The sequence below is a fragment of the Actinomyces howellii genome (genome assembly GCF_900637165.1).
Taxonomy (GTDB): Bacteria; Actinomycetota; Actinomycetes; order Actinomycetales; family Actinomycetaceae; genus Actinomyces; species Actinomyces howellii.
In genome coordinates, this window is record NZ_LR134350.1 from 922,137 (window position 1) to 936,397 (window position 14,261).

Annotated in this window: 15 protein-coding genes; 1 reads left to right on the forward strand and 14 read right to left on the reverse strand. The window is 74.8% G+C overall.

Features of this window, described 5'->3' with window-relative positions; translation table 11 throughout:
* Positions 1–288 precede the first annotated feature (288 nt).
* The 14 genes from EL245_RS03890 to EL245_RS03955 all read right to left on the reverse strand — a co-directional run bounded on the left by EL245_RS03890 (position 289) and on the right by EL245_RS03955 (position 13,057).
* On the reverse strand, positions 289–1,311 hold the full coding sequence (locus EL245_RS03890; protein ID WP_126381947.1) for a tyrosine recombinase XerC: 1,023 nt from the start codon (positions 1,309–1,311) through the stop codon (positions 289–291).
* A 72-nt stretch (positions 1,312–1,383) separates the two neighbouring features.
* The gene (locus tag EL245_RS03895) at positions 1,384–2,745 is read right to left on the reverse strand and encodes a DNA-processing protein DprA (RefSeq protein WP_126381948.1); all 1,362 of its coding nucleotides are present in this window, start codon (positions 2,743–2,745) and stop codon (positions 1,384–1,386) included.
* Positions 2,742–4,310, reverse strand: a complete 1,569-nt coding sequence (locus EL245_RS03900) for a YifB family Mg chelatase-like AAA ATPase (protein ID WP_126381949.1) — start codon at positions 4,308–4,310, stop codon at positions 2,742–2,744. The genes EL245_RS03895 and EL245_RS03900 overlap by 4 nt, the downstream gene beginning before the upstream one ends.
* The gene (locus EL245_RS03905) at positions 4,310–4,759 is read right to left on the reverse strand and encodes a YraN family protein (protein WP_126381950.1); all 450 of its coding nucleotides are present in this window, start codon (positions 4,757–4,759) and stop codon (positions 4,310–4,312) included. Before EL245_RS03905 ends, EL245_RS03900 begins: the two co-directional genes overlap by 1 nt.
* Before the next feature lie 174 nt (positions 4,760–4,933).
* On the reverse strand, positions 4,934–5,239 hold the full coding sequence (locus EL245_RS03910) for a DUF2469 domain-containing protein (protein ID WP_126381951.1): 306 nt from the start codon (positions 5,237–5,239) through the stop codon (positions 4,934–4,936).
* Between the two features lie 106 nt (positions 5,240–5,345).
* On the reverse strand, positions 5,346–6,047 hold the full coding sequence (locus tag EL245_RS03915; protein WP_232009858.1) for a ribonuclease HII: 702 nt from the start codon (positions 6,045–6,047) through the stop codon (positions 5,346–5,348).
* The gene (gene lepB, locus EL245_RS03920; RefSeq protein WP_232009859.1) at positions 6,044–6,952 is read right to left on the reverse strand and encodes a signal peptidase I; all 909 of its coding nucleotides are present in this window, start codon (positions 6,950–6,952) and stop codon (positions 6,044–6,046) included. The genes EL245_RS03915 and lepB (EL245_RS03920) overlap by 4 nt, the downstream gene beginning before the upstream one ends.
* Before the next feature lie 122 nt (positions 6,953–7,074).
* Positions 7,075–7,422 carry a 50S ribosomal protein L19 gene (gene rplS / locus EL245_RS03925; protein ID WP_197719442.1) on the reverse strand — a complete coding sequence of 116 codons (348 nt, stop codon included), beginning with the start codon at positions 7,420–7,422 and terminating at the stop codon, positions 7,075–7,077.
* Between the two features lie 254 nt (positions 7,423–7,676).
* The gene (gene lepB / locus EL245_RS03930; RefSeq protein ID WP_126381953.1) at positions 7,677–8,447 is read right to left on the reverse strand and encodes a signal peptidase I; all 771 of its coding nucleotides are present in this window, start codon (positions 8,445–8,447) and stop codon (positions 7,677–7,679) included.
* Positions 8,444–9,871, reverse strand: coding sequence for a tRNA (guanosine(37)-N1)-methyltransferase TrmD (gene trmD, locus EL245_RS03935; RefSeq protein ID WP_197719481.1), 1,428 nt, complete (start codon positions 9,869–9,871; stop codon positions 8,444–8,446). Before trmD ends, lepB (EL245_RS03930) begins: the two co-directional genes overlap by 4 nt.
* An 8-nt stretch (positions 9,872–9,879) precedes the next feature.
* Positions 9,880–10,431 carry a ribosome maturation factor RimM gene (rimM, locus tag EL245_RS03940; RefSeq protein ID WP_126381955.1) on the reverse strand — a complete coding sequence of 184 codons (552 nt, stop codon included), beginning with the start codon at positions 10,429–10,431 and terminating at the stop codon, positions 9,880–9,882.
* A 151-nt stretch (positions 10,432–10,582) separates the two neighbouring features.
* The gene (locus EL245_RS03945; protein WP_126381956.1) at positions 10,583–10,819 is read right to left on the reverse strand and encodes an RNA-binding protein; all 237 of its coding nucleotides are present in this window, start codon (positions 10,817–10,819) and stop codon (positions 10,583–10,585) included.
* 1 nt (position 10,820) lies between these two features.
* Positions 10,821–11,294 (reverse strand): 30S ribosomal protein S16, encoded by a 474-nt coding sequence (gene rpsP, locus EL245_RS03950; RefSeq protein ID WP_126381957.1) that lies wholly within the window; start codon positions 11,292–11,294, stop codon positions 10,821–10,823.
* Between the two features lie 290 nt (positions 11,295–11,584).
* A complete protein-coding gene (locus EL245_RS03955; RefSeq protein WP_126381958.1) occupies positions 11,585–13,057 on the reverse strand; it encodes an alanine/glycine:cation symporter family protein in 1,473 nt (490 codons plus the stop codon).
* A 187-nt stretch (positions 13,058–13,244) separates the two neighbouring features.
* On the opposite strand from EL245_RS03955, the gene EL245_RS03960 reads away from it, so the two are divergent.
* Positions 13,245–14,222, forward strand: a complete 978-nt coding sequence (locus EL245_RS03960; protein WP_126381959.1) for an ABC transporter ATP-binding protein — start codon at positions 13,245–13,247, stop codon at positions 14,220–14,222.
* Positions 14,223–14,261: the final 39 nt, after the last annotated feature.

A 14,261-nucleotide genomic window follows, 5' to 3' on the forward strand; every position in this document is an offset into this window, starting at 1 on the left:
GTTGGGAGCTCGGCGGCCGGACGTCGGACCTGCCTCTCCGAAGGAACGAGAAGTAGATCTCGACGGGCCTCCCCGGCCACGTAGGGCCAGGCGCCCCATCTCCATGGGTCCGCGCCGCCGTGGCTGGTCTCGGTGTGCCACATCCCCCGATCTCGAGGTGCCATATGTCCCGATCTCGAGGTGTCATTTCCCCCGATCTCGAGGTGCCACTTCCCCCGATCTCGAGGTGTCATTAGTCCCGATCTCGGCGAGGAGGGCGGGGCGTGACGGGGCGGTGCACGTGGTGCCTCAGGCGCGTGGGAAGGCCTGGGCGTAGGCGGCCCTGAGTCGCTCGGCGGACACGTGGGTGTAGCGCTGGGTCGTGGCCAGCGAGGCGTGGCCGAGCAGCTCCTGGACGCTGCGCAGGTCGGCGCCCCCGTCCAGGACGTGGGTGGCGGCGCTGTGGCGCAGCCCGTGGGGGCCCAGATCCGGCACGCCGGAGTCGAGGGCGGCGCGGTGAACCACCTCGCGCGCCGCACGCGGGTCGAGGCGCCCGCCTCGGGCCCCGAGGAACAGGGCGGCCCCGGCACGCGGGCCCGCCAGGGTCCCGCGCACCTCGAGCCAGGCCTCGAGCGCCCGGGCGGCCGGAGCCCCGTAGGGCACCGTGCGCTCCTTGTCCCCCTTGCCCACGACGGTGAGGGTCCGGCGGGAGGGGTCGAGGTCACCCAGGTCCAGGCCGCACAGCTCGGAGACCCGAACGCCCGTGGCGTAGAGCAGCTCGAGGACCGCCAGGTTCCGCACCGCCAGGGCGTGGCCGGCGCCGTCGGGGGACGCGGCCGCCTCCGTGACGCGCCGCCCCGCTGCCGCCAGGAGAGCGGCGGCCTGCTCGGCGGTGAGGACCCCCGGCAGGCGGTTGTCGGCGCGCGGGGACCGCAGACGTGCGGCGGGGTCCTGGGCGAGCAGCCCGGTGCGGTGGGCCCAGGTGCTGAAGGTCCGTACCGCCGCAGCGCGTCTGGCGATCGTCGCGCGGCCCCGGCCGCGGCCGGCCTGCTCGGCCAGCCACGCCCGCAGCACGGCCAGGTCGAGGCCCGCGAGCGCGGGGCCGACAGGGGCCTCGGGCTGCTCGTCGACGCCGATGAAGGTGAGCAGGTCCTCGAGGTCACCGAGGTAGGCACGCACCGTGTGGGCGGACAGTCCCCGCTGGAGAGCCAGGTATCCGCGCCAGGCGTCGACGAGCTCGCCCCGGGTCCCGGGGCCACCTGGGGCAGGCACTGGGGCAGGCACAGGGCCGGGCACAGTGCCGGGCTCAGGGTCGGGCTCAGAGGTGGGCATGGGCCCAGGCTAGAGGAGCCTGTGCTCACGCCTCGCGACCGCCTCGCTCGTCAGGGCCCGGGGATCGGGGCCCTACCGGCGGCGCCTGCGCCAGCGGGAGCCGTCGCTCTCGACCCGTGCGGCGAGCTCGAGCAGGCCGAGGGCGGCCTCGGTGGCCTTCTCGGAGAGTCCCGCGCTGCGGGCCAGGGCCGCAGGGCCCGCCCAGCCCCGGGCGGGCATCGCGTCCATGACCCGGGAGGCGTCGCCGTCGAGCCCGTCGAGCAGGCCGGCCCCGGCGTGGAGCGGGTCGCGGGCCTTGTCCCCGTCGGGGTCGGTCGCTCCCAGGGGCGTGACGAGCTCGAGGGCCTCCTGGGCGTCGGTGACGCACACGGCCCCGGCGCGCAGGAGCCTGTGGCAGCCCACCGAGCCCATGGAGCTGACGGGCCCGGGCACGGCCCCGACGGGGCGTCCCAGCTCCTGAGCGTGGTGGGCGGTGGACAGCGCCCCGGAGCGCCAGGCGGCCTCGACCACGACCGTGGCGTCGGACAGCGCCGCGATGAGGCGGTTGCGGGTCAGGAAGCGGTGTCGACCGGGCTGGCAGCCCGGGGGGACCTCGGCGACGAGGGCCCCGGTGGAGATGACCTCCTCAAGCAGGTCGGTGTTGCCCCGCGGGTAGAGCCGCTCGACCCCGCCGGCCGACACCGTCAGGGTTGGGCCCTCGCACAGCGCACCACGGTGCGCCGCGGCGTCGATGCCGAAGGCTCCCCCCGAGACGACCAGGACGCCCTGGCGGGTCAGGTCGCCGGACATGTCGGCGGCCACACGCTCCCCGTAGGCGCTCGAGGCGCGGGCCCCGACAACCGCCAGGGCGCGTCCCGCTCCAGGGCCCGAGGGCAGGAGATCCTCCCGGGTGCGGGTGCGCACCGTCCCGCCCTCGTGCGCCTCGTCCTCAGGGCGCCCAGGCGGTCCTGACGAGGGAGGCGGCTCCGGGAGGTCGTCGGCCGTCGCGGCCTGGGCTCCCCTGCCCTGGGGGCCGGTGGCCAGGAGCGCGGGGTCTCCGCGCACCCACAGGCAGTGGGGCGGTCGGTCGAGCGCGTCGAGCCCGACGGGCCACCACGGGTCCCCGGGGATGAGGAGGCTGCCACCGACCGACTCCAGGACACCGAGCTCGCGGCGGATGTCCAGCCCCGCCAGCCGTGGCGCCCACCGGGCCGCGGCGCCGGCCCACGTCCGGCTCGCCGTCCCCGGGTCGCCGGAGGTCGGTGCCGGGGGCCGCGGATCGGGCCGCGGCCCCCCATCGGGGTCGAGCGCCTCAGCGAGAAGCCACTCGAGGGCGCCACCGGCCCCCAGGGCGGACACGAGCAGGCAGGCGGCCGCGTCGGCCGGCTCGGCCAGCCGGGCCCAGGTGGCCCGGGCCAGCGCCTCGTCGCCGAGGTCGTAGGGCAGGCGGGTCATGGTCGGGCTCCTCGCGTGCGCAGGGACAGCGCCGCCCCGAGCTCGGCGGCCCCGGGTGCGGGGCGGGCCGACAGGTCCGCCAGCGTCCAGGCCACCCGCAGCACCCGGTCGACGCCGCGCAGGGTGAGGTCGCCCCGGTCGAGCGCCGCCATGAGCGGGGCGAGCAGGCAGGGGTCAGTGCCCGAGGCCGCCGAGCGCAGCCACGACCCGGGCACCTGGCCCATGAGCCGCCACGGGGTGCCAGACAGCCTCCGGGCCGCGCGCTCACGCGCCTGGGCCACCCGCTGGGCGACGACGGCGCTGGACTCCTGGGGACCGGAGGCCCGCAGGTCCCGGGCGGTCACCGCCTCGACCTCGATCTGGATGTCGACGCGGTCGAGCAGCGGTCCCGACAGGCGCGAGAAGTAGCGGCGGCGTTGCAGGGAGGTGCAGGTGCACTCCAGGCCCCGTCCGCCCCCGCGCCCGCAGGGGCAGGGGTTGGCGGCCAGAACAAGCTGGAAGGCCGCCGGGAAGGTGGCCCGGCCCGCCGCCCGGTCGATCCTCACCTCACCGGACTCCAGGGGCTGGCGCAGGCAGTCGAGCACCCCGCCGGGGAACTCCGGGGCCTCGTCGAGGAAGAGCACCCCCCGGTGGGCCAGGGACACGTCGCCCGGACGCGGGAGGCCCGCTCCCCCGCCGATGACCGCCGCCCGGCTGGCGGTGTGGTGGGGGGCTCGCAGCGGCGGGGCCGTGAGCAGTCCGGCCTCGGGGCTGAAGGTGCCTGCCAGGGAGTGCAGGGAGGTGACGGTCACGGCGTCGTCGGCCTCGAGGGGAGGAAGGATCGAGGGCAGCCTCTCGGCCAGCATCGTCTTGCCCGCCCCCGGCGGGCCCACGAGGAGGAGGTGGTGCCCGCCGGCGGCCGCCACCTCCAGGGCGTGGCGGGCCCGGGGCTGGCCGACGACGTCGGCCAGGTCGGGCACGGGCCCTGCCCCGGTGGGCTCGGGTCTCTGGATCCGGTCGCGGTCGCGGGAGCGCTCGAGCAGCGTGCCGGCGTGGGAGGGCAGCTGCCCGCCGTAGCGCTCGACGAGCTCACCGAGGTGGCTGACGGCGGTGATCCGGGCGCCGCGCACGAGACCCGCCTCGTGGGCGGCAGCGCGGGCCACGACCACCTCCTCGATCCCCGCGGCCACCGCGGCGCGCACCGAGGGCAGGATGCCGCGCACGGCGTGGACCGAGCCGTCCAGGCCGAGCTCTCCGAGGTGGACGGTGGAGGCCATCTGCTCCACGGCGCGGCGCGCCAGCTTGCCGCGGGCGCCCAGGACGGCCAGGGCGAGGGCCAGGTCGACCCCGGTGCCGGTCTTGGGCAGGTCGGCCGGGGAGAGGTTGACGGTGAGCCGGTGCTCGCCCCAGGTCACCCCGCAGCTGCCCAGGGCCGCGCGGACCCGCTCGCGCGACTCGCGCACGGCTGCGTCGGGCAGCCCCACGAGGGTGAAGCCGGGCAGTCCCTGGGCGCAGTGGGCCTCGACGTCGACCAGGTGCCCCTCCAGGCCGGTGAGGGTGACGGCCAGGGTGCGTGCCAGCGCCATCACTGCCCCACCCCTCGGTGGTGGCGCAGGACGGCGGGCTGACCGGGGCGCAGGAGGACGGAGACGACGTCGATGCGCAGCCCCTCGTGGTCGACCGTGCTGCCCGCCACCCAGGCACCGGCCAGCGCGCGCAGGCGGGCGAGCTTGAGGGAGTCGACGGCCTCGGCGGGGGCGCCGGCCCTCAGGCTCGTGCGCGTCTTGACCTCGACGACCACGAGGCCGGGCCGTGGCGCAGGCCCGGCCTCGTGGTGCTCAGGACCGGGCTCGGGGTCGAGGGCGATGATGTCGAGCTCGCCGCGCAGCCCCGCGCCGCGGCCGGGGCGCCAGTTGCGCTCGAGGATGAGCCAGCCCCGGTCGACCAGGTAGCGCGCCGCGATGTCCTCCCCGCGCGAGCCTGTCTCCCTGCGTGTCGGGGGCCTGGGCTCGGACTCCGATGGTGTCTGTGTCATGGGGTTCACCTCCATGACCAGGGTGGGCCGCCCGGGCGGGCGGGGCCATCGGCCCCTGTGAGCCCTGTGGACGACCCCTGCACGAGACGCTCCTGTGGAGCACCTCGGATCCCTTGGTGCCCGCCGTGAGCAGTCGGCGCGAGGACGGCCGGTGGCGCGGCGAGCCGCCTGGGCTCAGGAGGGGACCTCGATCTCGGGCTTGCTCAGCTCCTCGACGTTGACGTCCTTGAAGGTGACGACGTGAACGGACTTGACGAAGCGGCTCGCGCGGTAGATGTCCCACACCCAGGCGTCCTCGAGGGTCAGCTCGAAGAAGACCTCACCCCCGTTGGTGCGCACCTGGACGTCCACGGCGTTGGCGAGGTAGAACCGGCGCTCGGTCTCCACGACGTAGGAGAACAACGACACGACGTCCCGGTACTCCCGGTACAGGTCGAGCTCCAGGTCGTTCTCGTAGGCCTCAAGGTCTTCAACGCTCACCGGGCCATCATGCACGGCCCGCCTGGGAGCGCACTGCAGGCGCCGGGGCGCGTCGTCCGGGCCGGCAGGCCGGCGTCGGGGCGGGCAGGCCGCTGCCCGCCGGGCCTCAGCCGCCCGTGAGGCCCGGCAGCCGCCAGGACCGGCGGTGCTGCTCGTCGGCCCCCAGGCGGGCCAGGGCCTGGACGTGCGCGGCTGAGGCGTATCCCTTGTTCGAGGCCCACCCGTAGCCGGGGTCGGGCAGGGCGGCCATGAGGGCGTCGCGCTCGACCTTGGCCAGGACGGAGGCGGCCGCGACGACGGCGCAGCCGGCGTCGGCACCGACCTGGGTGCGCACGAGCGGGGCGGCGCTCGTCGTGGGGCCCGCGGCGGGCGGGCCCTGCCCGCCCGGGGCTCCGGGCCCGCCGGGACCGTGGGGAGCCAGCCAGTCGACCGGGCCGTCGAGGATGAGCGCGCCTGGCAGGTGCCCGCGCGAGGCCACCTCGGACAGCGCCCGTCGGCCGGCCAGCCGAAGGGCCCCCATGATGCCCAGCTCGTCGATCTCCGCGGCGCTGGCGTGGCAGACCGCGTGGTCGGTGGCCCAGGCGCGGCACGGCTCGACCAGTGCCTGGCGCCGCCTGGGGCTCAGCTGCTTGGAGTCGGCCAGGCCCTCGGGCAGGTGGTCGGGGGTGCTGGCCGAGACGACCACGAGGCCGACGGTGACCGGCCCGGCCAGGGAGCCTCGCCCGACCTCGTCCATGCCCCCGACGAGCCCGTGGGCGGCCAGGAGCTCCCTCTCGGCGCCGCGGTCGGCCAGGACCCGTGTCCTCACTGCGCCGAGGAGGGGGCCGGGACCTGCGAGAAGACGCTGCGGGGGTCCTCCAGGAGGCCGGCGCGCCCCGGTGGCCACAGGACCGCCTTGGTCACGCCGACGACCTGCTCGAGGGGGACGGCCCCGCCGTGGGCGTCGTCGCGGTGGAAGCGGGAGTCCATCGAGTTCGTGCGGTTGTCCCCCATGACCCACACGCAGTCCTCGGGGACGGTGACCTCGAAGGCGGTCTCGGAGGAGGCCATGCCCTCAGGCAGGTAGGTCTCGTCGATGGTGACGCCGTTGACCGTGATCGGTCCCTGTCCCGTGGCCACGATGTGGTCACCGGGCAGCCCGATGACGCGCTTGATGAGGTGGTGGCCGGTGTCCTGGGGCAGGAGGCGCAGGAGCTCGAGGGTGTCCTGGACGGCGCCGCGCAGCCCGGTGGGCTCCTCGACGTGGAGCCAGCCGCCCGGGTCGGCGAAGACGACGACGTCGCCGCGCTCGACCTGACCGGCGTCGTAGACGGTTACGATCACGCGGTCCCCGGTCATGAGCGTGGGCTCCATCGAGGCCGAGGGGATCTCGAAGGTCTGGAGGACGAAGGTCTTGATGAGGGCGGTGAGCACGAGCACGACGACGACCACGAGGAGCGTCGAGCCGCGCCTGCGGGCGGGGCGCGGTGGCTCGGACCCGGGTACCGGCAGGGGCTCTGGCCTGGTCGTCGGCGGGAAGGAGGGCGGCAGGGCGCCGTCCTCAGGATCGCCGGCGTCGCCGGCGGCACCCGGGGACGCGGCGCCGGGAGCGGGGCCCTCGGCGCCACCGGGTGAGGGGGCGCTGGAGGCACTCGCGCCGGGGGTCGTCGGGGAGGAGGCCGCAGGGTCGGAAGGATCGAGGTGGCCGGAGGTCTTGTCCAGCGGTGAGGTCACCGTTCCCCTCTCGGGACGTGCGTGGGAAGGAGGCCCCGTCAGGGGCGGGGCGATGCGGTGACGCCCGGGCCCGGCCGGGCCCGGGCGTCACCGCGACGGAGGCGAGAGGAGCACCGGGGCGCTCAGTCCTCCCGGCGCTCCTTGATCTTGGCGGCCTTGCCGCGCAGGTTGCGCAGGTAGTACAGCTTGGCGCGACGCACGTCACCGCGGGTGACGACCTCGATCTTGTCGATCGAGGGGGTGTGCAGCGGGAAGGTGCGCTCGACACCGACGCCCAGGGAGATCTTGCGCACGGTGAAGGTCTCGGACACGCCGGCGCCCTTGCGGGCGATGACGACACCCTGGAAGACCTGGACGCGCGAGCGGTTGCCCTCGACGACCTTGACGTGCACCTTGAGGGTGTCCCCGGGACGGAAGGCGGGGACGTCGTCGCGCAGTGAGGCGGCGTTGATCTCGTCGATCAGGTTCATCATTCTCTCCACACCCCTGCCACTGGTCAGCAGGCGCTTGCTAGGCGGCGCCTCGGCCCGGCCCCGTGGGGCCGGCGCTCAGGCGCCGGGGATCACGTGCCCACGGGTCCTCGACGACAGGGGACCTCCCCAGTGGCAGAGTCCCCCGAGGCCCGGGGCGGGCCCAGTGTGCCACAGGCCGCTGCAGGGCGACGAGGGCACCGCTCACGACGTGCCCGACCTCACGCGGCCCCCCGGCGGCCTCCGGGCGCCGATCAGGGCGTCGGGGTCGGGGTGGGCGCGGCGGTGGGCACTGTCTGGGGATCGGGAACGGTGGCGAAGGCCTCGGTCCCGCCGTCCAGGGCGGACCACCGGCTCAGGGGCCAGATGAGCCTGCGGGCCACGCCGACGACGTTGCCCAGGGGCACGAAGCCCCCGTGGACGTCGGCCTGGTGGAGCCGGGAGTCTGCCGAGTTCGAGCGGTTGTCGCCCATGACCCACAGGTAGCCCTCAGGGACCGTGACGTCGAAGGCGATGTCGGAGGCGGACCGGCCCGGCTTGAGGTAGGGCTCGGTGATCTCGACCCCGTTGACCGTGAGCGAGCCCTGGCCGTCGGACACGACGTGGTCGCCGGGCAGGCCGATGACCCGTTTGACCAGGTGGTGGCCCGGGTCCTCGGGCAGGACGCGCACGGCGACGAGCAGGTCCTGGACGAGCCCGCGCACCCCCGTGGGCTCGGCGACCTCGCCGAGCCAGTCGGAGGGGTCGGTGAACACGACGACGTCCCCCCGCTCGATCGAGTCGAGGTCGTAGAGGGTCACCATGATCCGGTCGCCCTCCATGAGGGTGTCCTCCATGGAGCCCGAGGGGATGACGTACATCTGGAAGACGAGGGAGCGCACGAGGGCCACGACGACGACGACGGCCACGAGCGCGCCGACGCGGCGCACGAGCGCCGCCCCCCGGTCGACCAGGGGCCTGCTGGCGAGCTCACCCGTCCCCGCGGCGCCCGCCCCGCCGCCTGCGGTGCCCTGGCCGGCGCTCATGGGCGATCACCGTCGCGTTCCTGGGGGTTGACCGCCATGACGACGTCACGGCAGCGGCTCGCGCCCACCTGGTAGGTGCGTGAGCCGACGCGGGCGAATCCGGCACGCCGGTAGGCCCGCTGCGCGCGCCGGTTGCGGTCGTGGGTCCCCAGCCACAGGAGGCTCACGCCCCTGCTCGCGGCGTCGCGCACCGCCCGGTCCAGCAGGGCCGGGGCGAGGCCGGAGCCGCGCAGGGGGGCGTCGACGTACACCTTCGACAGCTCGGCCGCCAGCCCCGTGCCGCCGTCCGGCCCCGGCGGGGCGTCGAGCCCGTCGGGACGCGGGTCCAGTCCCCGGGGGCCGGGTCCCTCGAGGGGCTCGAGGAGGACGAGGCTGTAGCCGACGAGGCCGGGGGCCGTGCTGCCCGCGCCCGGGGACAGCTCGGCCACGACGAGCACCGCCCGTGGGTCGGCGACCCACTCGGTGAAGGCCCCCAGCGACAGCCTCGTGCGCACGTGCTCGGCGATGTCGGCCTCGGAGAGCTGGGGCGGGCAGGCGTCCGGGAAGGTCCTGCCGGCGAGCTCGACGAGGGCCGGCAGGTCGGACTCGGTGGCCGTGCGCAGCCGGAGTAGCACGGGGTGTGCGGCCCCCTGCGGCACCGCCCAGCCCAGGCCGGCCAGGACCGCGCGGTCGGCGGCGTCGAGCTCGGCGGGGTCGAGGCGCTCGACCATGTCGGGGCGGCGCACGGCGGTACGGAGCAGCGCCTGGTCCCTGCGGGTACGGGCGACGCGGCCGTGGTCCCCTCCCAGGAGGACGGGGTCGGGCTCGAGGGACCGCCACGTCACCGGCCGGGTGTAGACGGGGTGCTCGAGCAGCCCCGCCCGGGAGTGGGACTCCTCGACCACCGAGCCGGGGTTGCCCAGGACGCCGGGGACGAGGCGGGCCACCGCCTCGATGATGACGACGGCGGCCGCCTCCCCTCCGTTGAGGACGTAGTCGCCGATGGACAGCTCACGCACCTCCACGCCCGCCTCACGGTAGTGCTCGGCCACCCGCGCGTCGATGCCCTCGTAACGGCCGCAGGCCAGGACGAGGTGGTCGGCGCCCGCCAGGTCCTCGGCGGTGCGCTGAGTGAAGACCTCCCCGGCGGGGGTGGGCATGACGAGCACCTGACGGCGGGGCGGCTCCGGGGCGGTGGCGGGACGGCCCTCCTCCTCCCGGCCCAGGACCTCGTCGAGGGCCAGGCCCCACACGTCGGGCCTCATGACCATGCCCGGGCCGCCGCCCAGGGGCGTGTCGTCGACCGTGCGGTGGCGGTCGTGGGTCCAGGCGCGCAGGTCGTGGACCCTGAGGTCGATGAGGCCCTCGGCCGCGGCCCGGCCGATGAGGGACAGGTTAAGGACACGCAGGTAGTCGGGGAAGATCGTGACGACGTCGAGCCGCAGGGGTGCCATCAACGCGCCTCCTCGGCGCTGCCCAGCCCCGGGAAGAGGCCCCCGGGCGGATCGATGGTCACGACGCCCGCCTGCGGGTCCACCTGCGGGACGAGCTCGGCGACGAAGGGCACGGCGACCTCGTGGCCCTCGCCGGTGCGCACGACGAGCCTGTCCTGGGCCACGCCCGGCTCGAGGTCGACGACCTCGCCGAGCTCGGCCCCCTCGACGTGCACGGCGCGCAGGCCCACGAGCTCGTGGGCGTACCAGGCCTCCTGGGCCCCGTCCTGGCCACGGTCCTCGGTGTCGGTGTCGACCAGGAGCCTGACCCCCCGCAACGCCTCGGCCGCGGTGCGGTCGCCCGCCTCGACGAAGGCCGCGAACCACCGCGAGCCGTCGAAGCGCAGGCGCTTGACGGTCAGGCTGCCTGCCGCGGCCGGGCCGGTGGCGGGCTCGGCGGGCAGGACGGTGCCCGGTGCCAGCCGGCCCCGGGGGTCGTCGGTGCGGATCTCGAGGCGGACCTCGCCCTTGAGCGCGTGGGCAGGGCCGATGACGGCGACGGTGAGAAGCACGTGCACAACCTACCGTGAAGCGCCCGTCCGACCGGCGCCGCGCAGCATGATGGCCCGGCCCCTGTCTTGGGGTCGGGCCATCATGCTGGGCGCTGCGCGGGCGGCTGTGAGGCGCTCGGGCGGACCCGAGCACCTCGTGCCCGCGGTCGGTCTACCTGCGGTCGGTGTCGACGACGTCGACCCGCACGGGCTCGTCCGCCAGGGCTCCGACGACCGTGCGCAGGGCGCGGGCCGTGCGGCCCGAGCGGCCGATGACGCGTCCGAGGTCCTCGGGGTTGACCCGCACCTCGAGCAGGTCGCCGCGGCGCAGCGACCGAGAGGTGACGGTGACGTCGTCGGGGTGGTCGACGATGCCCCGCACGAGGTGCTCGAGCGCGTCGGCCAGCATGTCAGGCCTCCTCGGCCGGGGCCTCGGCGGACTCCGCGGACTCCTCGGAGCCTGCGGCCTCGGCGGCCTCAGCCGCCTCCTTGTCAGCCGCCGCCTTGGCCTCGGCGGCCGCGGCCTTGCGCTTCTCGGCCTCGTCGGCCGCGGCCTTGACGGCGGCCTCCTTGGCGAGGGCGTCGGCGTCGGCGTCCTTGACCTTGAGGGTGCCCTCGGCACCCGGCAGGCCCTTGAACTTCTGGTAGTCGCCCGTGATCTTGAGCAGCTTGAACACGGTGTCGGTGGGCTGGGCGCCCACGCTGAGCCAGTACTGGGCCCGCTCGGAGTCGATGCGGATGAGCGAGGGCTCCTGCATCGGGTCGTACAGACCGATCTCCTCGATGACACGGCCGTCGCGCTTCTTGCGGGAGTCGAGGACGACGACCCGGTAGAAGGGGGCGAACTTCTTGCCCATGCGCTTGAGGCGAATCTTGACTGCCACTGTGGTTGAACTCCTGGTTCTGGATGGTTTGGCTCGCGCTGGTCCCCGGTGGGGTCAAGCAACGGTTTCCGGCGTCCGCCGAGACGCGGCCGCGCCCGGGAGAGGGGCCGTACGCGGTCGAGTACAGCCGGTCATTCTGCCAGAGGAGAACCGGGACCTGCCAGCACCCCACGTCCCGGACCGGGGGCCGCCCGTGCGAGATCGCCCACAGGACGGCAGTGCGGCCCTCAGGGGGTTCCAGGGGCCTGAGGGGCTCCCGGACCCCCAGGGCCCGGGGCCCGGGCGGGCTCTCAGCCCTCGTTGAGGCTCTCCACCCGTTCCACGGCCCTCTCCCGGGTCCAGATGTCACCCTCGAGCGGGCCGGGCAGCAGCTCGTTGCCCTCGGCCACGAAGGCGGGCTCGGCCACGCCCTGGGAGCGCTGCCGGTCGTAGTCCCCGAGCACCGCGAAGACCCAGCGGCTCAGCCACAGGACGGCCACGAGGTTGAGGATGGTCATGAGACCCAGGGCGATGTCGGCCATGACCCAGGCCATTTCGAGGGCGACGATGGCGCCGACGCCGGTCGCCGCCGTCATCGCCAGGCGCAGGACGAGGCCGGCCCGCGTGCCGCCCCCGAGGTAGGAGATGTTGACCTCGGCGAAGGTGGAGTACCCCAGGACCGAGGAGTAGGCGAAGGTCGTGACGACGAAGGTCATGAACCACACGACCCATCCCCCGGGCAGCGCGTCCGCCAGTGCCCTCTGGACCAGGGTCGTCTCCGCCCAGGCCGACTCCACCCCCGGGCTGTAGACCTTCGGGGAGGCCAGCAGGATGGTCAGGCCCGTCGCGGTGCAGATGACGAGGGTGTCGATGAACACGCCGAGGGCCTGGATGAGCCCCTGGGTGACCGGGTGGGCGACGTCGGCGGTGGCGGCCCCGTTGGGCGAGGAGCCTTGGCCGGCCTCGTTGGAGAACAGGCCGCGCTTCGTGCCGTTGAGGAAGGTCGCGAACAGCCCGCCGCCGGTGCCCGCCAGGCCGGAGCGCAGGTTGAAGGCTCCGGCGACGATGTCGGAGAACACCCCGGGGATGCGGGAGGCCGAGGAGACGAGGACGACGAGAACGACGAGGAGGTAGGCCACGGCCATCACCGGCACGAGCCACTCGCAGACCCGGGCCACGACCCTCATGCCGGCCAGCAGGATCGGAGCGGTGACGACCATGAGCACGACAGCGGTCACCGAGGTGCTCACCTCGTGGGAGTCGGCCAGGGTCGCGGCGATGGTGTTGGACTGGACCATGGGGAAGACCAGGCCGTAGGAGAAGACGAGCATCGCGGCGAAGACGATCCCCATGCCGCGGCGTCCCAGGCCCCGCTGCATGTAGTAGGCCGGGCCGCCCCGGAAGATCCCGTCGGCGTTGCGGATCTTGAAGACCTGGGCCAGGGTCGACTCGGCGAAGGACGTGGCCATGCCCAGCAGACCGACCAGCCACATCCAGAACAGGGCGCCCGGGCCGCCCAGGGTGACCGCCAGGGCCACGCCCGCGACGTTGCCGGTCCCCACGCGCCCGCCCAGGCCGATGACGAAGGCCTGGAAGGACGACAGGGAGCCCCGCTGGCGACGAGAGGTGGCCACGAGGCGCACGGCGCGCGGGAAGAGGCGCAGCTGGACCGCACGGCTGCGCACCGTGAGGTAGATGCCCGTGCCCAGCAGGATGTAGACGAGGATCTTGCCGGAGACGAAGCCCTCGAATGCGGCGAGGGCCTGCGTGAGCGATGCGGCCATAGGGGTGTTCCGTCCGTGTGGGGTGCTGGGGGCGCGACGGGGCGCGCAGGCACAGAGGTTACCGCCCGGGCGCGTGGGCGCCACCGGCCGGACGCCATCCGGACCCGGGGCGGGCATGACACCTGTCATGGCGAGGCGGTGACGAAGTCCAGTACCGGCGTCGGTGCGCCGGGCGCAGCCTGGGCACATGAGCACCGCAGCACTGACCTCCCGCCGCCCCGCACCAGCCGACGCCGCGGGCCCCGCCGTCGAGATCCAGGGCCTGCACAAGCACTTCGGGGCGGTGCGCGCCGTCGACGGCCTCGACCTGACCGTCTCGCGCGGCGAGGTCCTCGCCTTCCTGGGCCCCAACGGGGCCGGGAAGTCGACGGCCCTCGACGTCGTCCTGGGATTCACCGCCCCGACCGCAGGCTCCGTCACGGTCCTGGGGTCCTCCCCCGCCCAGGCGGTGGCCACCGACCGGGTGGGCGCCGTCCTGCAGACCGGCGGGCTCATCGAGGCCTACACGGTGCGCCAGACCCTCGAGGTCGTGGCCTCCCTCCAGGCCCGCGAGCCCGACGTCGCGGACGTCGTCGCCCAGACCGACCTCGCCGGGCTCCTGGGCCGGAGGGTCTCGCGGCTCTCGGGCGGCGAGCGCCAACGGGTCCGCCTGGCCCTGGCCCTCCTGCCCGATCCCGAGCTCCTCGTCCTCGACGAGCCGACGACGGGGCTGGACGTCACCGCCCGAACCGCCTTCTGGGAGACCATGCGCGCCCAGACCTCCCAGGCGGGGCGCACGATCGTCTTCGCCACCCACTACCTCCAGGAGGCGGCCGACTTCGCCGACCGCATCGTCATCATCAACAACGGGCGCCTCCTGGCCGACGGCTCCATCGACGAGCTGCGCGCCGGCCAGAGGGCCACGACGGTCACCGCCACCTGGCCCGGCCTGACAGGCCGCGAGGAGGTCCTCACGGCGCTGGGGCCCTGCGCCGACAGCCTCGTGGGCCTCGTTGTCCACGGCGAGCACGTCGAGCTGCGCACGACCGCCTCCGACGACCTCGCCCGCCTCCTGCTCACCTCCACCCCTGCCGTCCACCTCGGTATCGAGGCCCCCGACCTCGACGAGATCTTCTCCGAGCTCGTGGGCTCCGATGCCGGATCCGGTACCGAGCACGCCTCCTGAGCACCACCCACCCCGCCCGTCACCGTCAAGGAGCCCGTC

What these genes read in the sequence shown, in the direction of transcription:
- EL245_RS03890 (WP_126381947.1), bottom strand. Translation starts at nt 1,311, where the DNA reads ATGCCCACCTCTGAGCCCGACCCTGAGCCCGGCACTGTGCCCGGCCCT.
- EL245_RS03895 (WP_126381948.1), bottom strand. Translation starts at nt 2,745, where the DNA reads ATGACCCGCCTGCCCTACGACCTCGGCGACGAGGCGCTGGCCCGGGCC.
- EL245_RS03900 (WP_126381949.1), bottom strand. Translation starts at nt 4,310, where the DNA reads ATGGCGCTGGCACGCACCCTGGCCGTCACCCTCACCGGCCTGGAGGGG.
- EL245_RS03905 (WP_126381950.1), bottom strand. Translation starts at nt 4,759, where the DNA reads ATGACACAGACACCATCGGAGTCCGAGCCCAGGCCCCCGACACGCAGG.
- rplS (WP_197719442.1), bottom strand. Translation starts at nt 7,422, where the DNA reads ATGAACCTGATCGACGAGATCAACGCCGCCTCACTGCGCGACGACGTC.
- lepB (WP_126381953.1), bottom strand. Translation starts at nt 8,447, where the DNA reads ATGAGCGCCGGCCAGGGCACCGCAGGCGGCGGGGCGGGCGCCGCGGGG.
- EL245_RS03945 (WP_126381956.1), bottom strand. Translation starts at nt 10,819, where the DNA reads ATGCTGGCCGACGCGCTCGAGCACCTCGTGCGGGGCATCGTCGACCAC.
- EL245_RS03955 (WP_126381958.1), bottom strand. Translation starts at nt 13,057, where the DNA reads ATGGCCGCATCGCTCACGCAGGCCCTCGCCGCATTCGAGGGCTTCGTC.
- EL245_RS03960 (WP_126381959.1), top strand. Translation starts at nt 13,245, where the DNA reads ATGAGCACCGCAGCACTGACCTCCCGCCGCCCCGCACCAGCCGACGCC.